The organism is Novosphingobium sp. CECT 9465 (assembly GCF_920987055.1).
Lineage (GTDB): Bacteria > Pseudomonadota > Alphaproteobacteria > Sphingomonadales > Sphingomonadaceae > Novosphingobium.
The window spans coordinates 2920796-2938243 of the sequence record NZ_CAKLBX010000001.1 but is presented as its reverse complement, the minus strand read 5'-3'; the positions used below and the strand labels follow the sequence as shown (position 1 = coordinate 2938243).

At 61.7% G+C, this 17448-nt stretch carries 18 protein-coding genes; 6 read left to right on the top strand and 12 right to left on the bottom strand.

Annotation, left to right across the window (positions count from 1 at the left end):
• Nucleotides 1-128 precede the first annotated feature (128 nt).
• A complete protein-coding gene (locus LUA85_RS14365; RefSeq protein WP_231470963.1) occupies nucleotides 129-1385 on the top strand; it encodes a tyrosine-type recombinase/integrase in 1257 nt (418 codons plus the stop codon).
• Here LUA85_RS14365 and LUA85_RS14360 read toward each other — a convergent pair.
• A complete protein-coding gene (locus tag LUA85_RS14360; RefSeq protein ID WP_081663766.1) occupies nucleotides 1363-1647 on the bottom strand; it encodes an AlpA family transcriptional regulator in 285 nt (94 codons plus the stop codon). The genes LUA85_RS14365 and LUA85_RS14360 overlap by 23 nt on opposite strands.
• Before the next feature lie 300 nt (nucleotides 1648-1947).
• Between LUA85_RS14360 and LUA85_RS14355 the strand changes: the two genes are divergently transcribed.
• Complete coding sequence (locus tag LUA85_RS14355) at nucleotides 1948-2217, top strand: AlpA family transcriptional regulator (protein ID WP_081663768.1); 270 nt, start codon at nucleotides 1948-1950, stop codon at nucleotides 2215-2217.
• A gap of 342 nt (nucleotides 2218-2559) precedes the next feature.
• On the opposite strand, the gene LUA85_RS14350 is transcribed toward LUA85_RS14355, so the two are convergent.
• The 3 genes from LUA85_RS14350 to LUA85_RS14340 form a co-directional block, all read right to left on the bottom strand.
• Nucleotides 2560-3108: a hypothetical protein gene (locus LUA85_RS14350; RefSeq protein ID WP_152523630.1), complete on the bottom strand. Its 549-nt coding sequence runs from the start codon at nucleotides 3106-3108 to the stop codon at nucleotides 2560-2562.
• 62 nt (nucleotides 3109-3170) lie between these two features.
• Nucleotides 3171-3683: a helix-turn-helix domain-containing protein gene (locus tag LUA85_RS14345; protein WP_231470962.1), complete on the bottom strand. Its 513-nt coding sequence runs from the start codon at nucleotides 3681-3683 to the stop codon at nucleotides 3171-3173.
• A gap of 539 nt (nucleotides 3684-4222) precedes the next feature.
• A complete protein-coding gene (locus LUA85_RS14340) occupies nucleotides 4223-4591 on the bottom strand; it encodes a hypothetical protein (protein ID WP_231470961.1) in 369 nt (122 codons plus the stop codon).
• A 70-nt stretch (nucleotides 4592-4661) separates the two neighbouring features.
• Between LUA85_RS14340 and LUA85_RS14335 the strand changes: the two genes are divergently transcribed.
• The 4 genes from LUA85_RS14335 to LUA85_RS14320 all read left to right on the top strand — a co-directional run bounded on the left by LUA85_RS14335 (nucleotide 4662) and on the right by LUA85_RS14320 (nucleotide 9324).
• Complete coding sequence (locus LUA85_RS14335; RefSeq protein WP_256448250.1) at nucleotides 4662-6227, top strand: recombinase family protein; 1566 nt, start codon at nucleotides 4662-4664, stop codon at nucleotides 6225-6227.
• Nucleotides 6228-6250: 23 nt separating this feature from the next.
• A complete protein-coding gene (locus LUA85_RS14330) occupies nucleotides 6251-7108 on the top strand; it encodes a plasmid partitioning protein RepB C-terminal domain-containing protein (RefSeq protein WP_231470960.1) in 858 nt (285 codons plus the stop codon).
• Complete coding sequence (locus tag LUA85_RS14325; protein ID WP_029994474.1) at nucleotides 7105-7995, top strand: plasmid partitioning protein RepB C-terminal domain-containing protein; 891 nt, start codon at nucleotides 7105-7107, stop codon at nucleotides 7993-7995. Before LUA85_RS14330 ends, LUA85_RS14325 begins: the two co-directional genes overlap by 4 nt.
• A 360-nt stretch (nucleotides 7996-8355) precedes the next feature.
• Nucleotides 8356-9324 (top strand): LysR family transcriptional regulator, encoded by a 969-nt coding sequence (locus LUA85_RS14320; RefSeq protein WP_371823730.1) that lies wholly within the window; start codon nucleotides 8356-8358, stop codon nucleotides 9322-9324.
• A 22-nt stretch (nucleotides 9325-9346) separates the two neighbouring features.
• Here LUA85_RS14320 and LUA85_RS14315 read toward each other — a convergent pair whose 3' ends face one another.
• From LUA85_RS14315 to trbE, 8 genes are all read right to left on the bottom strand, one after another.
• A complete protein-coding gene (locus tag LUA85_RS14315) occupies nucleotides 9347-9583 on the bottom strand; it encodes a DUF2274 domain-containing protein (RefSeq protein ID WP_231470959.1) in 237 nt (78 codons plus the stop codon).
• A 1-nt stretch (nucleotide 9584) separates the two neighbouring features.
• Nucleotides 9585-10730 (bottom strand): TrbI/VirB10 family protein, encoded by a 1146-nt coding sequence (locus LUA85_RS14310; protein ID WP_231471888.1) that lies wholly within the window; start codon nucleotides 10728-10730, stop codon nucleotides 9585-9587.
• Nucleotides 10731-10843: 113 nt separating this feature from the next.
• On the bottom strand, nucleotides 10844-11902 hold the full coding sequence (trbG, locus tag LUA85_RS14305) for a P-type conjugative transfer protein TrbG (RefSeq protein WP_231470958.1): 1059 nt from the start codon (nucleotides 11900-11902) through the stop codon (nucleotides 10844-10846).
• Nucleotides 11899-12588, bottom strand: coding sequence for a conjugal transfer protein TrbF (gene trbF / locus LUA85_RS14300; protein WP_231470957.1), 690 nt, complete (start codon nucleotides 12586-12588; stop codon nucleotides 11899-11901). Before trbF ends, trbG begins: the two co-directional genes overlap by 4 nt.
• Before the next feature lie 2 nt (nucleotides 12589-12590).
• Nucleotides 12591-13928, bottom strand: coding sequence for a P-type conjugative transfer protein TrbL (gene trbL, locus LUA85_RS14295; RefSeq protein ID WP_231470956.1), 1338 nt, complete (start codon nucleotides 13926-13928; stop codon nucleotides 12591-12593).
• 2 nt (nucleotides 13929-13930) lie between these two features.
• Nucleotides 13931-14227: a putative entry exclusion protein TrbK-alt gene (gene trbK-alt / locus LUA85_RS14290; protein ID WP_231470955.1), complete on the bottom strand. Its 297-nt coding sequence runs from the start codon at nucleotides 14225-14227 to the stop codon at nucleotides 13931-13933.
• 9 nt (nucleotides 14228-14236) lie between these two features.
• Nucleotides 14237-15010 (bottom strand): P-type conjugative transfer protein TrbJ, encoded by a 774-nt coding sequence (gene trbJ, locus LUA85_RS14285; RefSeq protein WP_231470954.1) that lies wholly within the window; start codon nucleotides 15008-15010, stop codon nucleotides 14237-14239.
• Entirely contained in the window at nucleotides 15007-17445 is a 2439-nt protein-coding gene (gene trbE, locus LUA85_RS14280; RefSeq protein WP_231470953.1) for a conjugal transfer protein TrbE, read from the bottom strand. Before trbE ends, trbJ begins: the two co-directional genes overlap by 4 nt.
• Between the last annotated feature and the right edge of the window lie 3 nt (nucleotides 17446-17448).

Genomic DNA, 17448 nt, shown 5'->3' with positions numbered 1-17448 from the left:
TCTGACGGTATTTTTTTGACACTAAGGCACTGAAAGAAAAATACATTTCTTTTAGGAAATAGCTACTTTTTGCCTGACGGTACTTTTGGACGCTTTCTGCGGTTTTTGATCCAAATGCGGAGGGCCGAATGCTTACGGATGCAGCCATCAAAGCATTGAAAACGCGAGATAAGCCATACAAAGTCACGGATCGTGACGGTATGTACCTGGTAGTCCAGACGTCAGGCACAATCGTGTTCCGGTTTGACTACCGAATGCACGGCCGCCGAGAGACCCTGACACTGGGGCGTTATGGGCCAGCCGGGATCTCTTTGGCACGCGCTCGGGAAAAGCTGATCGATGCGAAGCGCTCGATCTTGGAAGGGCTCTCTCCGGCTCAGGAAAAGCAGCGGGAAAAGCGGCGCCTCAAGGAAGCCAAGAGCTTCGGACAATTTGCCGAGCGGTGGTTTCAGGACGGCCGAATGGCCGAAAGCACCAAGGCTATGCGAAGGGCGATTTATGAGCGCGACATACTGACAAAATTCCGCAATCGCCTGCTCACCGAAATTACAGCCGAGGATCTGCGGGCAATGTGCGCCACGGTTAAAGCGCGCGGTGCCCCGGCTGTAGCCGTCCATGTGCGAGACATCGTGAAGCAGGTTTTCGCCTTCGCAATTTTGCACGGCGAAAAGGTCCACAATCCCGCAGACGATGTTGGACCGTCATCGATTGCCCATTTCGTGCCCAGGGACAGGTCACTTTCCCCCTCTGAAATCCGCGTCATGTTCGGTCAGCTGGAGCATGTTCCGACGCTGCCAACCATCAGGCTGGGCATGAAGCTCTTCCTGCTGACCATGGTCCGCAAAAGCGAGCTTCAGGATGCCGTGTGGGATGAGGTGGATTTCGAGAATGCCGTTTGGACGATCCCGAAGGAGCGCATGAAGCGGTCCAAGGCACACAATGTGTATTTGAGTCAGCAGGTCATCGACATCATGATCGCCCTCAAAACGTGCGCCGGCAATTCTCGTTACCTGCTGCCGTCCCGCTATGACGCCGATGCGCCCATGTCGCGGGCGACCTTCAACCGAATTACGACCGCCGTGGTTGTCCGGGCCAAAAAGGAGGGGCTGTCGCTTGAGCCATTCTCTGTCCACGATTTACGTCGAACCGGCTCGACGCTTCTCAACGAATTGGGATTCAACAGGGACTGGATCGAAAAGTGCCTAGCGCACGAGGAAGGTCACTCGTCACGAGGTGTCTACAACAAGGCCGAGTACGAGAACCAGCGGCGGCATATGTTGCAGGAATGGGCAAACATCGTGGATGCCTGGATCGCGGGCCAGAAATATGTGCCGACCGTCATTCCGCCGGCGATGGACTTGCTCATGTCCGAGTTTGTCGGCTGACAGGGCGCGTCTTGCGCAGTTGGACGTCGGGTGTCGGCGCGCGCTTCACTGACTTTGCATACGAAGCACGCCTTCGGTCTTCGAGCCATGCCTCGACCTCGGCCAGATCCCAAACAACGCAACGGGACGTGAGCGAAAATCGCCGAGGAAATTCGCCGCGCCTCTCCATGTCATAGATCGTGGTGTCGGCGAGCGGGACGATTTCCCGCAGTTGATGCCTCCGGATCGTCCGCTTGATGGCAGTTTCAACCTGGCTCTTCATCAGAAATTCCTTCGCCGATCAATCTGAAGAAATAGAAGGCGATAGATGGTGAGGATCAAAGCGGAATCGAACGGCGAAGGACTGCATCGCATTATGGCGTGCAAATGGGACAAGGTGGGCGATCCCAAGTGGTCGTGTTGCTCGGATGTTACGTGCAAGCGCCGAGGTAAAACTGGTCAGCGCAACCGATCTGTTCGTTGCTTGTCCATTTCGGCAATTCTTGGTCGCAAGGGCGCACGAATCGGACCAGTCGTTCGGTTGCGGGCAAATACTTCACCCGCGTTCGAATGGAGGGTAGATATGTCTCAGGCCAAAGTGCACCCCGTCAACATCCAGGCCCATTTTTTAAACACGCCGGACGCGGCGCTATTCATTGGGTTGTCCGCGCGCACGTTGGAAAAGCATCGCATTTATGGGACCGGTCCCGTGTATCATAAAATAGGAGGACGAGTGCTCTACAGTCTGGATGATTTGAAAGCCTGGTGCGCTCTGGGAAGGCGCGAATCGACCAGTGATCGCGGTATTGGAACGGTGCATCCGGCCAGACCCATTCAAGGCGTAGAGCGCTAAAGCCCCTCTCAAAGGCTTTATCGCCGTTCACGATGAAGCGAGTTGATAGCAGCTACAAATTCGCTGAAAAATCGCTGAAAGCTCGATAAGGTGAGTGTCTGGCAGGCTCGCCAAGGGGCTCGCGCGGGGAACGATCGAGTCAACTTTTAGTTGAATCTTCAGAGTTGCGAGACTATCTCTCTGCTCAGAGGCAACAGATCGGTTGAGGCTCTTTGGAGCCGACAGTGCTTCCCCGCCGGGGTAACCTGGTCCACGCGTGATGCGAGATAAGGCGCAAGCCAAAGGGGCTACCGAGTTACACTAAAGGGCGCCTTAACGGGCGCCCTTTTTGCATGTGCCCAATCAGCGCCGACGAAGGTTGCGGCCATAATCGAACCGCACCGCTTCACCCAGATAGGTTTTGCGCGCCAGGATGGGAAATCGGATTTGCCCCCTGCCGCGTGTGGCCGGATCCGCAACTTCAAGAGCGTAGGCACTCTCGACGAACAGCGCGAGATCATGATCCGCCCCAGCCGTCGCCCGACGCAGATGAAAGAAGACGCGATACTCCGCCGGTCCGAGCGTCGTCGAGAAGTGCAGATAGTTGCGCTCCTGAGCGCTTTGCCAAACCTTCGCCGAAGGCAGTGCCGCCAACAGGGCAGGCAAATGATGAGACAGCGAATAGCGATCATCGTTGAAAGCTCGCCGATTACCATGATGGTCGAGGAGAAGCCGCTCGCCCGGCTCCTCGTCATTTGCACAGCCAACGGTATAACAGTGGTTGCTGTACCGGACACCGATCGTCAGATCGGCATCGCGGAAATCGGTCTTACACGCCAACGCAGTAGCGTTCAGGTGCGCTAGATCGAAAGTCTGGTCGCCGAGTGTGAAGGGCAAATGTTGAACGGACATCGAAGGCTACTCAAATAGGCTGGCGGCGGACAGTGAAGGTTCGGGCGAACGAACAGAGAACTTTAAGCTGTGGGCTTGGCACGCTTACGAAGGCCCGGTTTCTCCAGAGCCGCGCGACGCTTTTTAGCCTCGGCGGTCTCCTCAATGATTTCCTCCGACAGCTTGGCCACCCGCTTGACCAAGCCGGACAGGTCATAGGCATTGCTGGTCTTGCCACGCCCCGGTGCCCGGCGTTCGAGCCGCTGAACCAGTCCTTCCTTTTCAAGCACCGCGATGTGCCGCTGAACCTGGCGCGGACTCAACTTCACCCGCGTCGCGATCGTTTCCTTCGACGGGTACGGGTCACGATCACGCTCCCACCAATGCTCCAGAAGCTGGAGGACGATAGCGAATTTCGGCGGATCGAGTTGAAGCCGAGCGGCACCGCGCAATAACGTCGTCGGGATCATCGTGAACCCCACCTTGCCTGCCATCGGTCCCCATTTCTCTTCGAATCCGCGTGCACGCGAAGACTTGCCCAGCCCGCGCAGCGGAATGATGTTGGAATCGGCCTGTGCCTCGGCTGTATCGGTCATGAAACATTCCTTTCGAGCCCCCATGTGCGCCCGGTCCAGAGAAGATTCAAGATTACTCGACAGGACGCAGGCGTCTAGTGCGACAAGACGTAAACGACTATAGGGTGACCAGACGTTCACGTCCTATGAAGTAGACGCATTGTCCGGAGCACATCCAGACTAAGCGCTTTCAGCGCACATGGAGAATAGGAACAAGCGACCGGACACGGATGTCCGGTCGTGCCCCCAATTTTTTCGACCTCTCGGGTCGCCAAATCAAGCCCGCCCGCAAACAGACAACCGAAAACAGGGATCACCCTATCGACGGCGATCCAGGGGCATGCTCTGTCCCACCCGCCGGTAGCGGGCGATCGAGCGCGCGTTGGGCAGGTGAAGGTGCACTGACAAATGTGCAGGCCATCCAGCATGGGAGAAGCTTCCTGCCCATTGACGCAAGCCTATGCGGATGCAGCGCAGCTGGTCGAGTTTCCGTTCAAGGCGTTGCCGCGCGGCGCTATGTCGCTACCAATCGTGACGTCAGGATCGCAGCGTTCTAGGACCTATTTCCGGGCCTTGTCGATCGCGGCCACCACATCCACCAGTTGCTCTCTCAATCCGAGAATTCCAACAGCAAGGACAAGATCTGGGCGGTCTGCCAATTCGAGAACGGTCTTGAGGACAATGGTGGAATGCCGCATCAGAACGACCAAGTTATCCGAACTGGGGCCGTTCTTGCCGTCGAACCAGTTGCGCACAGCTCTTTCGTTTGCATGCGTCAGCCGCGCGACAGTCTTGACCGATGACGGCGTCGCACCGAATTCTGCGCGCAATGCTGCTGCGATGACATGGGCCAGCGACTCCGGCGTGATCGCCGGAAAAGTTTTTCCTGATTCCGACTGAATCTTTCGGTCCTTCTTGGTGAACGACATTCGCCCCTCCTCCAGATAAGTTTTCGGAGAGTTTAGCGCGTCTCCTGGGAGCGAACTGGAAGCATCGGTTGTGACAAACACTTCGGGCAATAACGACGACAAGCCTGAGCGCCTGATACGGGCGGCGCAGTACGTGCGCATGTCGACCGAGCATCAGAAATACTCGACTGAGAATCAGGCAGAGATCATTGCCGAGTATGCGGTGCATCGCGGTTTCGAGATCGTTCGGACCTATGAGGACTCGGGGAAGAGCGGCCTCAAGTTGGACGGTCGCCTTTCTCTTCAGAAGCTGATCGCGGACGTCCGCTCGGGTAACACCGACTTCGAGGTGGTCCTCGTCTATGATGTCAGCCGATGGGGCCGTTTTCAGGATGCCGACGAAAGCGCCTACTATGAGTTCATCTGCCGCGAAGGCGGGATCAAGGTGCACTACTGCGCAGAGCAGTTCGAGAACGACGGCAGCCTGAGCGCGACAATCATCAAGAGCATGAAGCGAGCCATGGCCGGCGAATACAGCCGGGAATTGTCGGCTAAGGTCTTTACCGGTCAGTGCCGCCTCATCCGGCTTGGTTTCCGGCAGGGAGGACCAGCAGGTTTCGGCCTGCGCCGCGTGCTGGTCGATGAGCACTGCAATCCCAAGACGACCCTTGAACGAGGCGAGCAGAAGAGCCTTCAGACCGATCGCGTGGTCCTCCAACCTGGCCCGCCTGAAGAGATCGAGATGGTGCGGCGCCTCTACCGAATGTTCGTCGTTCAGCAGCGAACCGAAAGCGAGATTGCCGGGATATTGAACGGCGAAGGGCATGTGACCGATCTTGGCCGCCCGTGGACCCGAGGCACGGTTCACCAGATCCTGACCAACGAAAAATACATCGGAAACAATGTCTACAACCGGGTCTCGTTCAAGCTGAAGGCCAAGCGAGTCCTCAATCCACCCGACATGTGGGTCCGCCATGATGGGGCCTTCGAGCCGATTGTCGAACCAGACTTCTATGAAGCTGCGCAGCGCATCATCGACGCCCGGAGCAAGCGCTACACCGACAAGGAACTGCTCGACAGGCTCGCGGCCTTGTTGGCCGAGAAGGGGTGGCTTTCGGGGCTGGTCATCGACGAAGTCGAGGACATGCCGTCCAGCATGACGTTCCGCCACCGGTTCGGCAGCTTGGTGCGGGCCTATGAGCTAGTCGGTTATTCGCCGTCGCGGGACTACCGCTACATCGAAACCAACCGGGCCTTGCGAGCCCTCCACCCCGACGTCGTCCAGGAGGTTATCGCCGGGATCGAGAGCGCCGGCGGTTCGGTCCGCAGGGACCCGGTTTCCGATCTGTTGCACATCAACGAGGAGTTCACGGCCGCGCTGGTCATAGCCCGCTGCCAGGTCAGTCCAGCAGGAAACCTGCGCTGGAAGATCCGATTCGATCAGGGTCTTCGTCCGGGAATTACGATCGCAGCCCGGATGGAGGACGATAACCGCACGATACGGGACTACTATCTGCTCCCCTGGCTCGATCTCGGGAAGTCGCCTGACCTAAGGCTCGCGCCCGAGAATGGCATCCTGCTCGATGCCTATCGGTACGAGACGCTTGAAGCCTTCATGGATCTGACGCGCCGTGCGGCGCTGCGGGTGGCAGCATGAGCGACCCCGTCCCCGAAATCCGCATGGTGCCGGTCGACCTCATCACGATTCTCAATCCGCGTGTGCGGAACAAGCGCATCTTCCAGGAGCTGGTGGACAGCATCGCCCATCTGGGGCTGAAGAAGCCGATTACGGTGAGCCAGCGCGCCGGCAAAACACGCTACGATCTGGTTTGCGGACAGGGCCGGCTAGAAGCCTTCATCGCGCTTGGTCAGTCCGAAATCCCGGCCATCATCGTCGATGCCTCGGAAGAGGATTGCTACGTGATGAGCCTAGTCGAGAACCTGGCCCGGCGACAGCATAGCCCGCTAGAACTCGTCCATGCCATCGGCGTGCTGGCAGCCCGCGGATATTCGCACAGCGAAATCGCCGCGAAAGTGGATTTCTCCTACGAATATGTCGCTGCGATCTGCGTCTTGCTCGACAACGGCGAGGAGAAGCTGATTTCCGCGGTCGAACGCGGCGTCATCCCGCATACCATCGCCATGGAGATCGCGAGGGCCAAAGAGGGCGAGGTCCAGCAAGCCCTGGCTCAGGCGTATGAGGAGAAGACCATTCCGGGCAACCAGGTGCTCGCGATCCGGCAGATCATCGAGCAGCGCAACACAAGTGGCAAGCAGACGAGCAAGCGCGGGCAGCGCCCTTGGCGGTCACGCCCGGTAACATCTGAAAGCCTCATTCGCTCGTATCAGCGCGAAACCGAGCGCCAGAAGCTGCTCATCAAGCGAGCCTCCCTCGCCCGGAGCCGACTCCTGTTCGTGACCAATGCCATGCGCCGCCTGCTGGCAGATGAGCATTTCGTCACGCTGCTGCGCGCGGAAGGCCTCAACAGCATACCGCAGGCGCTCGCTGAGCGGATCGGCCCCGTGGAGCGGCCATGAACAGCCCCGTGAAAATCGCCTTCGAGCAGCAAGTGCTCCAAATTCCGATCAGCAAATTGCTGCCAACGCGGACTCTGCCCAAGGGCATGCATGACAGCGTCAAATATCGCCGGATTGCCGCCTCGGTTGCGGAAGTAGGGCTTATCGAGCCGATCTCTGTCGCCCGCCAGCGCGACGGGACGTTCCTCATCCTCGACGGCCATGTCCGTCTGGATGCCTTGCGCGCGCTCGGGGCAACGGAAGCGGCCTGTGTCGTCGCCAGTGACGACGAATCCTTCACCTACAACAAGCGGGTCAACCGGCTTGCGACCATCCAGGAGCACTACATGATCGTGCGCGCGCTCGAGCGCGGTGTTTCGGAAGAAAAGCTGGCGCGCGCACTCAACGTCGATGTGAAAGTCATCCGGACAAGGCGCCATCTGCTCTCGGGGATCAGCAAGGATGTCGCCGAACTGCTGAAGGACAAGCCGGTCGGCCACAATGCCTTCCAGAAACTCCGGAAGATGAAGCCGATCCGTCAGCTCGAGGTCGCCGAACTCATGGTGTCGGCCAACAACTACACGTCTTCTTACGCAAAGGCGTTGCTGGCGACGTCGAAGCCCGCCGATCTTCACAAGCCGGACGATCTTAAGAAATCCACGGGACTATCGACGGAACAGATGGCCCGGCTCGAGCGGGAAATGGCTGCGCTGAATGACGACTACAAGGAATTGGAGGTCTCCTACGGCGACGACATGCTGGTCCTCGTGGTCGCGTCCGGCTTCCTCGAACGACTGATCTCGAAGCCCGAAATCAAGCGCTTTCTCGAAACCCGGCACCCGGAGTTCTCGGAGAATTTTCGCGCCATCGTGCAAGCCACCTCGCTCGATCACGCCTCTACGGTGTGACGGGCCGATATTGCTGTGGGGACCGGGACCCATTGAGCGCCGGGACCGTCGGAGAAGCCGCCGCGAGGGGTGGATCAAGGACGGCGGCGGGAATGGCGGCGAACCCGCAGGAAGCCCGCTAGGTCAGCCGTCATAGGGCTGACTGCATGCCGTTCTTCGGCATGATATTTGGATGAAATGGGCGCGCCGGTTCAAGAATGGTCATCCCCCGGCGCGCCCTGCGTAAATGCCTCGCGAAAATGGATATATCTCCTCAGTTTGAATACATTAATTTACTCGTCAATGACTTGCACTCGGGATACTTCGCAGTTCACCGCAAAGTCTGACGTGATAATCAGACAGAAGAACGGGGAATGAACACTGCCCGGGACGCATATCGAACTTCGCCATCTTCGCTATGTCGTTGCGGCGGCGGACCATGGTAGCTTCCGCCGAGCAGCGGTTGCACTTGGCATCCAGGAATCGGCAGTCAGTCGCAGAATTCGCGACCTCGAGGATCGCTTGGGGACAGCGTTCTTCATCCGCTCGCCGGGCGGCGTGAAGCTCACCCATGCCGGCAAACAGTTCGTCCAACGCGGACGCAAGGCCTTGGCGGAAATCGGCATGGCCAAGGCGGAGGTCTCCGCAATTGGTCGCGGTGAGGACGGGCACCTCAGGATAGGGATATTCTCTTCCCTCGCCTCCGGGTTTTTGTCGGATCTCATACAGACGTTCGGCGAGCGGTACGCTGCGATCAAACTCACCTTCATCGATGGCAATCCGGCGGACCATCTGGTTGCGATCCGCCAGCATCTGTTGGATATCGCCTTCATAACAGGCGCCGGTGAATGGCCCGGATTTGCGAGCCAACAGCTCTGGTCCGAGCGCATCTTCGTAGTTTTGCCATCGGATCATCCGCGCGCTGGCGAGCCTCATGTGCAATTCAGCGTTCTCGCCCACGAAACGTTCATCGTCAGCGAAGCCGCACCCGGCCAAGAGATCCATGATTATCTGGTGCAGCGGCTTGCCGATCTTGGACGCCACCCGGAAATCCACCATCATGCCGTCGGGCGCGATAATCTCATGCGGCTCGTCGCCTTGGGCCGGGGCCTCACCGTAACCAGCGAGGCAACCACAGCTGCGCAATTTCCTGGGGTCGTCTTCCGCCCGATCGAAGACGAAATTCTGCCCTTCTGCGCCGTCTGGTCACCCAGCAACGACAATCCCGCGCTCTTGGGCCTGATGGAACTGGCGCGGTCGATGACCGACGCAACCGAGCAGTCGGCCTTCAGCTTTCTTGATCACGACGCGACAAGCGATTCGGGCAAGGATCTCGTTTCCAAGCCATGATGGTGATCGAGACAACGGCCGGTCAGTCGCCTGCTGCGCGATCTGCTTCGCGGCGCGCCTTGGCAAAGCCGCGATCCGAGGCGACGAAGCGATCGAGCATGGGCACGATCAGACGCAGCGGATCAGAAGATCCTTGGCCGCCCTCACGGCCGAGGATCGCAGCGTAGGCAACGAGATCGCGGTGCAGGCTTGCCGGCAGCTCCAGTGTGATCTTGACCGGCTTGTCGTCCGCGATCGGGCCGAGTTTCAGCTTGGCCATGTCAGCCTCCGTAGGGTTCGAGAACCAGGTCGTGCGTGACCATGACCCGCACTGGAAATCCCGGCCTGATGGTCAGTGTTGGCGCGATGCCCAACTGGCGGCTCACGATTTGCTGACCCGTCTGGTTGATGCTGTTCGAGGCACCTGAACGCAGTGCCTGCACCAGGTTGCTCTCGTTCTGATTGGTCCCGGCCTCGGCGCCGACCGCGAGCAGCGTCGAGAGCGCAGCGGCCTTGAACATCTCCCCCCAATGGAAATCGACGCCATCCTCGAGCCCGGCATAACCCTCTGCATTCGCACCCGGCTGCCGCTCGAGAACGATCGAGCGGCCATCGGGCATGATCAGCCGGTTCCAGACCATCAAGACCCGGCGCTGCCCGAAACCGACGCCGCTGTCATACTGGCCGACGATCCGCGTCCCCTGAGGCACCAGCAAGATACGCCCGGTGGGGCTGTCATAGACATTCTGGGTCACCTGCGCCGTGATCTGGCCGGGGACGTCGGAGCGAATGCCGGTGATCAGGGCAGCCGGAATGACGGCGCCCGCTTGCAGTACATTGGGCGATGCAGGCGCTGCAATCCGATCAGGCGCCACCGTGCGCTTGTCAGGCGTTTGCCCGAGAAAGGCGAGTTGCCGGTCCTGCGCTGAGGGTGTGGCGGGCTGCGGCGCGAGGCCAAGCCCGGCCAGGTCGCTCGCCGCCGGTACGGGCGGCGGGGAGGACGAGGCATTTCCCGAAGCGGCCTGAGAGGCGGAGAACAGGCGGGCGGTTCTCGCGGCCTCCAGCTCTTGGTGGCGACGCTGCATTTCCGGATCGGGGCCGGCAGGCGCGGCGACTGGCGCTGCCATCCCGGGCACAGGAACGGGCTGACCGTTGTTCTGCGCCGCGAGAATGGGGCGACCCAGATCGCCCGGGAGCGGCGGTCCGAGGCGGGGGACTGCGCCATAGTCCTTTGGAAGCCCGACCAGTCCATCGGGCGCGCTGCGGCCGTCAGTGGCGAAGAGTTCCTCCCTTGTCTTGCCGTCATGCTGGACCTGGAGTGCATAGATCAGCGCGCCGCCGATGCCGAGGCCTGCTGTGATACCGAGCGCGGCCAGCACCTTGCGCGAAAGGCGAGTCACACGGGGCGGTTCAGGCCGCAGCCGCATGCGAACCACCGGCTCGCCGGTCAGCGGCAGAGCGTCATCACCGTCTGGCGCATCCGGCCGGACATTGCCCTGCCGCGCCCCACCTTCTTCCCTTCCCGGGCCATGTTCGTCGGTCACGATGCCGGCCTCCCGTCGGTGCGGGCGATCCGAACGCGCTGCGGGCTTTTTCCGGACCCCAGGCGCAGTTCTGCTGCCGCGAAGAGCCGATCGACGATCATGTAGTTCGCGCGGACCCGGTAGTTCACCAACTCGGAGGTGTTACCCTCTGGGCCGACGACGAAGATCGGCGGCATTTCGCCCTGGGCAACACCGCGGGGAAACTCGATGAAGACCTGACGGCCATCGTCAAAAGCGCGCAGAGGCTTCCACGGGACGCGGTCGCCCGAAACTTGGTAGCGAAAGTTGACCTGCGTGAGATCGATGCCCGAGGCAACTGGCTCGGTCGCCCTTGCCTCGGCATTCTGGCGATGAAGGGCGATGAGCTGGTCTTGCGGATACTGCCACGACACCGAGGCCATATAGGTCTTGTCGGTGGACCGCAGTTCGATGTGGTAGGTGCGCGACGTGGTGTTGATGACGAGGTTGGTCATCAGCGATGCGCGGGTCGGTTTGACGAGGATGTGGACCTGCCGCGATGCCCCGACGCCGCTTTCGGTGTCACCGATGATCCAGCGAACCGTATCCCCGGCAGCGACAGGGCCGGAGCCGACGAGTTGTTCTCCGGGTTGGAGGCTGATGTCCGTTATCTGTCCCGGCGCGGTATAGACCTGATAAAGCGCTCCATCGACGAACGGGTAGATCTGGATGGCGTTGATGAAGCCGTTCCTGACCGGCTGCATCCGCGCGGCGGCATTGGCAGCGTTCACCCGGGAGGCTGGATCAAGCAGGTCGGGCGTTGGCGCGCTGTCCGGGCCAAGCGGCTTCAGCTGCCCGGGCAGAGCCAAGATCTTCGGCATCTCGACAACCTGGACCGGTGCTGGCGGATCGACGGTCTGCAAGGCGGCGGGCGCATCATCGAAATTGATGGCGGGCGGCTTCTGCACCGTCGCGCAGCCGCCGAGGGCAGATGTGCAGAGCAGCAGCGGCAGCGCCGTTTTGCGCATGGCCGGGATGGCGGAGATGAAGAAAGCCGGGAAGAGCGGGCTCGCAGCTTTGCGCAAGGTGGGGGTCATTGTCCAAGCTCCTTCGACCAATTGATGGCGTTGACGTAGATGCCGAGCGGATTGGCCCGGAGTTTCTCGGGATCGCGGGGCGGTTGCACGGCGATGGTGAGGATGGCGGTCCAGCGCTCAGTCGCGGCGAGCGCTCCGTCCTGATAAGTGCGCTGGACCCATGCCACGCGGAACGAGGTCGGCGATGCGCGGATCACGCTGGAGACGTCGATCGCCACTTGCGTCTTGCCGACCTTCGCGAACGGATCGTTGGCGCGGGCATAGTCGCCCAAGGCGAGTGCTCCGGCTTGTGTCGTGAAGTCGTAGGCGCGCAGCCAGTTCTGGCGCACGATGATGGGGTCTGCCGGGATGCTGCGGACCTGCTCGATGAAGCGAGCGAGGTAGAAGGCGATCTGGGGATCGGACGGCTGATAGTCGGCAGTAGCTGGAGCGACCGCTTGCGCCTGGCCCAGATGGTCTACCTGCACCACCCAGGGCACGATAGAGCCGCTGGCGGTCTGCCAGATCAGCGCTGCGGAGAGGCCTGCTGACAGCGCGAGCGAGCCGAATGCCATCAGCCGCCAGCCATGCGCCTGAACGCGGGCGGAGCCTATGCGGTCATCCCAGATTTGGCCGGCGCGCTGGTAGGGTGTCTCGGGCTCAGGCGATTTGCCGTAATGGGTCGAGGGTCGTTTGAAGAGGCTCATGGTCAGTCGCTTTCGGAAAGGTTGATGGACGTGCCGCCGCCATGGCTGTCGCCTGATTTGACGGCGTGCGCGGCGACCTGGACACCTTGGGAGAGCTGCTGATTGCGCTTCATGCGCTTGGCCCAATCGGGCTGGCCTTCGGCAGTTGCCGGCGGCGCGGCGCCGCCAGGAGCCTCGGCTTCAGAAGTGCCGCCAGCGATCTCGGCAGCCGCATTGGCGCCGGATTGATAGCTGGACCTGAGGCTATCGGCCGCCTTCGAGGCCGCGCGCTTGAGGGGAGAGACGGCAGCTTGCGCGCCAGTGCTGGCGACATTGCCCACGCCCGACGCCACGCCGGTCATGCCCGACTGTCCTGCGGCTCCCAGACTGTAGGCTGTCGATGCGCCGCCTGCGAGGGTTGCGCCGCCACGAGCGGCGGCGGCCGTGCCGGCGGCCAGTGATGCCCCGCCCGAGGCGATGGCGCCGGCGGCGGCCGCACCGGCGACGGCCACGCCGCCGGCTGCAAGCCCGGTGCCCACGGCGGCGCCTGCGCCAAGCTGTGGACCGCCCGAGACGATGCCGTTGGCGATGCCCGGCCCGAAGATACCGAGGCCAAGCAGCGACAGTGCGGCCAGGACGATCGCCATGGCATCGTCGATCGATGGCGTCGCGCCGCCAAAGCCTGCGGTGAATTCCGAAAAGAGCGTCGAGCCGATGCCGATGATAACGGCGAGGACGAGGACCTTGATGCCTGACGAAATGACGTTGCCGAGCACACGTTCGGCCATGAAGGCGCTTTTGCCGAAGAGTCCGAAGGGAATGAGCACGAAGCCTGCGAGCGTGGTCAGTTTGAACTCGATCAGGGTGACGAACAGCTGGACGGCGAGCACGAAGAAGGCGAGCAGCACGAGCACCCAGGCGAAGAGCATGCAGGCGATCTGGATGAAGTTTTCGAAGAAGGACCAGTAGCCCATCAGATTGGAGATGGAGTCGAGCAGCGGGCGACCGGCATCGAGGCCGGTCTGCGCGACTTTGCCCGGGCGCAGGAGATCAGCGGTGCTGAACCCAGTTCCGCTCGCTTTCAGGCCGAGGCCGGCAAAGCTCTCGAAGACGATGCGGGCAAGATTGTTCCAGTTGCCGATGATGTAGGCGAACATGCCCACGAACAGCGTCTTCTTGATGAGGCGAGCCATGATGTCGTCGTCGGTGCCCCATGACCAGAAGAGCGCGGCGAGCGTGACGTCGATGACGACCAGCGTCGTGGCAATGAACGCCACCTCGCCGTGCAGAAGGCCGAAGCCCCCATCGATGTAGCGGGTGAAGACCTCGAGAAAATGGTCGATGACGCCTGTGCCGCCCATGGTCAGCGGACCTCCGGCCGGGCTGGTGAGACCTCGCCCGGCGCAGGAAGCTGGCCGAGAAAGCGGCGGCGGTTGTCGGCCCATGCCTTGAGGCATTGGGGATCGCTCGCTCCCACTTCTCCTGACTGCGAGCAACGGGTCAGCTGCTCATCAAGCGGATTATGCCGAACGATGGACGGCTGCTTCGATAGGGCCGAATCGGGTATCGGGTCGCTCCGGTTCATATCGATCGCCGTTGCCGTGATCGCGAGCGCCACGAAGGCGACTGCGCCGATGCGTGCGAGGGTTTTGCCGTCCATCGTCGGGCCTCAGTTACCGGGCTGGAACATCTTGGCGTTGCCGGGCTGGTAGCCCGCGCCGGGGGTCAGAAACCGGCGGCGCTGTTCCTGCCCTTGCGCAGCGGCGGCCGCCTGTTCGGCTGACTGGAGCGCCTGCGCCCGACCGTTGGCAGCAACGACGGCGGTGAGATCGGCGAGCTGCTGAGCCTGAAGCGCGAGGAGCTGATTACCGGCCTGTGCGGCCTGCAAGGCACCGGTTGCACCCTGGCTCTGGCCGATGAGAGCGGACATCTGGGAGCGGTTGGTGCCCAAATTGCCGACCACGCCAGCTTGCACCTTCATCGCGTCTTGCAAACTGCCGACGGTATTCTGCCAGCGCGCGCGTGCATCGGTGATGAGCTGGGTATCGCTCGCCGACATGGCGGTGCTGCCGTATTTGAGCTGGAAGGCGCGATCGATCGACTGCACGTCGTAGGCGATGTTCTGGGCCTGGCTCAGGAGCGATTGGGTGCGCTGCACCGACTGCTGGAGCTGCTGGAGCGCGGAATAGGGCAGGCTCGCGAGATTGCGGGCCTGGTTGATCAGCGACTGCGCCTGATTTTGCAGCGACGTGATCTGATTGGTGATCTGCTGGAGCGATCGCGCCGCCGTCAGCACGTTCTGTGCGTAGTTCGACGGATCGTAGACGATCCCGCCAAACCCGAATTGGGCATAAGCGGGCGCGGCCAGCATCGGCGTGAGGGCGACAGGGGCGACAAGCAGCGCGGCAATGAGCCGAACGCTGCGCGAGCGGCGCAGTTTCATGGGGCTTTATCCTGGTTGGTGAGGTTGGGGACGAGGTCAGCGGCCCAGCCGAGCCCGCGGTGTCGAAGCCATTGAAGGAGGAAGGCTTCGCGCCCGTGCTCGCTGAGGATCTTCGCAATGGCGGCCTGATCGGTTTTGGACGAGGCTGCGCAGAGCGCCAGTGCAACATCGGACAGTCCCAGCTCGAAGAGCCGGTTGCCACGACGGGACTGGCAGTAATAGTCGCGCTTGGGAGCGGCGCGCGCGATGATCTCGATCTGGCGATCGTTGAGCCCGAAACGGCGATAGATGGCCGTGATCTGGGGCTCGATCGCCCGTTCGTTGGGCAGCATCAGACGGGTCTGGCAGCTTTCGATGATGGCCGGCGCGATTGGCGACCCGTCGATGTCGGACAGCGACTGGGTGGCGAAGACGACGCTGGCGTTCTTCTTGCGCAGTGTCTTGAGCCATTCGCGCAGCTGACCGGCGAACCCCTCGTCATCGAGCGCCAGCCAGCCTTCATCGATGATGATCAGCGTCGGTGACCCATCGAGGCGGTCTTCGATCCGGTGGAACAGGTAGGCCAGGACAGCGGAAGCCGCGCCGGTTCCGATGAGCCCCTCGGTCTCGAAGGCTTGTACCGTTGCGCTGCCGAGATATTCGGCCTCGGCATCGAGAAGGCGGCCATAAGCGCCGCCCACGCAGTAGGGCCGAAGTGCCTGCTTGAGGTCGTTGGACTGGAGCAGGACGGCAAGTCCGGTAACGGTCCGTTCCTCGACCGGCGCCGAGGCCAGAGAAGTAATCGCCGTCCAGATGTATTCCTTCACGTCAGGTGTGATTGCCACGCCTTCGCGCGCAAGGATCGCGCCGATCCAGTCGGCGGCCCAGCCCCGTTCGGCAAGCTCGTCGACGCGCGCGAGTGGTTGCAGGTTGACGGATGTGTCCGAGGCGTCGGTGAGCCCGCCACCAAGATCGTGCCAATCACCGCCCATGGCGAGCGCGGCCGCGCGGATCGAACCACCGAAATCGAAGGCAAAGACTTGAGCACCGGCGTAGCGCCGGAACTGAAGCGCCATGAGGGCGAGCAGGACGGACTTGCCCGCGCCGGTCGGACCAACCACGAGCGTGTGCCCGACATCGCCGACATGAAGGGAAAACCGGAACGGGGTCGAGCCTTCGGTCTTGCCGAAGAGCAGTGGGGGCGCTGCAAAATGCTCGTCCCGTTCCGGCCCCGCCCACACCGCTGACAAGGGTATCATGTGGGCGAGGTTCAAAGTGCTGATGGGCGGCTGCCGGACATTGGCATAGAGATGCCCCGGCAGAGAGCCGAGCCAGGCATCGACCGCATTGATGGTCTCGGGTGTGGCCGTGAAATCGCGGCCCTGGATGACCTTCTCGACGAGCCGGAGCTTTTCATCGGCGGTACGGGGATCTGCGTCCCAGACCGTGACGGTCGCCGTGACGTAGGCCATGCCGGCATAGTCTGCGCCGAGTTCCTGAAGCGCGAGATCGGCGTCGGCTGCTTTATTGGAAGCGTCTGTGTCGACGAGGATCGAGGCCTCGTTCGTCATAACCTCTTTCAGGATTGCAGCGACGCTCTTGCGCTTGGCGAACCATTGCCGCCTGATCTTGGTCAGCAGTTTGGTTGCGTCGGTCTTGTCGAGCAGGATCGCGCGCGTTGACCAGCGGTAGGGAAAGGCCAGGCGGTTGAGCTCATCGAGCAGGCCCGGCGTGGTCGCCGTCGGAAAACCGGTGATGGTGAGAACGCGCAGATGCGATGCGCCGAGGCGCGGTTCGAGGCCGCCGGTCAGCGGCTGATCGGCCAAGAGCGCATCGAGATACATCGGCGTTTCCGGTACGCGGACACGGTGCCGCCGGGTGGATACGCAAGCGTGCAGATAGGTCAGCGTCTCGGCATCCCCGAGCCAGTGGCATTCGGGCATGAAGGCTTCGATCAAGCGCAAGATGCGGTCGGTGCGATCGGCAAAGCCGCTCAGGACTTCGGCGGGGTCGGCACCGCCGTGTTCCCTGCCCTCGTAGAGCCAACTTTCCGCGCGGGAGGCATCCTCGGCGGGCGGCAGATAACAGATGGTGAGGTAGTAGGCGGACTCGAAGTGCGCCCCGGCTTCTTCGAAATCGGCTTTGCGCTCGGCATCGACCAGCGCTGAGGCTGCGTCGGGGAACCGGCAGCCGGGATAGTGTGCGGCGGCATGCCGGTGGGCTTCGACAAAGATCGCCCAGCCTGATCCGAGGCGCCGGAAGGCGTTGTTGAGCCGTCCGGCCACGGCGACGAGTTCGGCGGGGACTGCGGAATCGAGATCCGGTCCCCGGAACTGCGCAGTCCTCTGGAAGCTGCCGTCCTTGTTGAGGACGATGCCTTCGCCGACCAGCGCCGCCCATGGCAGAAAGTCGGCGAGCCGGCTGTTTCGGTTGCGGTATTCGGCCAGGTTGAACACGGT

Bases quoted from the DNA above. Each gene is read 5' to 3' on its own strand.
- LUA85_RS14365 (WP_231470963.1), top strand. From the start codon at position 129: ATGCTTACGGATGCAGCCATCAAAGCATTGAAAACGCGAGATAAGCCA.
- LUA85_RS14360 (WP_081663766.1), bottom strand. From the start codon at position 1,647: ATGAAGAGCCAGGTTGAAACTGCCATCAAGCGGACGATCCGGAGGCAT.
- LUA85_RS14355 (WP_081663768.1), top strand. From the start codon at position 1,948: ATGTCTCAGGCCAAAGTGCACCCCGTCAACATCCAGGCCCATTTTTTA.
- LUA85_RS14350 (WP_152523630.1), bottom strand. From the start codon at position 3,108: ATGTCCGTTCAACATTTGCCCTTCACACTCGGCGACCAGACTTTCGAT.
- LUA85_RS14345 (WP_231470962.1), bottom strand. From the start codon at position 3,683: ATGACCGATACAGCCGAGGCACAGGCCGATTCCAACATCATTCCGCTG.
- LUA85_RS14340 (WP_231470961.1), bottom strand. From the start codon at position 4,591: ATGTCGTTCACCAAGAAGGACCGAAAGATTCAGTCGGAATCAGGAAAA.
- LUA85_RS14330 (WP_231470960.1), top strand. From the start codon at position 6,251: ATGGTGCCGGTCGACCTCATCACGATTCTCAATCCGCGTGTGCGGAAC.
- LUA85_RS14325 (WP_029994474.1), top strand. From the start codon at position 7,105: ATGAACAGCCCCGTGAAAATCGCCTTCGAGCAGCAAGTGCTCCAAATT.
- LUA85_RS14315 (WP_231470959.1), bottom strand. From the start codon at position 9,583: ATGGCCAAGCTGAAACTCGGCCCGATCGCGGACGACAAGCCGGTCAAG.
- LUA85_RS14310 (WP_231471888.1), bottom strand. From the start codon at position 10,730: ATGCGGCTGCGGCCTGAACCGCCCCGTGTGACTCGCCTTTCGCGCAAG.
- trbG (WP_231470958.1), bottom strand. From the start codon at position 11,902: ATGACCCCCACCTTGCGCAAAGCTGCGAGCCCGCTCTTCCCGGCTTTC.
- trbF (WP_231470957.1), bottom strand. From the start codon at position 12,588: ATGAGCCTCTTCAAACGACCCTCGACCCATTACGGCAAATCGCCTGAG.
- trbL (WP_231470956.1), bottom strand. From the start codon at position 13,928: ATGGGCGGCACAGGCGTCATCGACCATTTTCTCGAGGTCTTCACCCGC.
- trbK-alt (WP_231470955.1), bottom strand. From the start codon at position 14,227: ATGGACGGCAAAACCCTCGCACGCATCGGCGCAGTCGCCTTCGTGGCG.
- trbJ (WP_231470954.1), bottom strand. From the start codon at position 15,010: ATGAAACTGCGCCGCTCGCGCAGCGTTCGGCTCATTGCCGCGCTGCTT.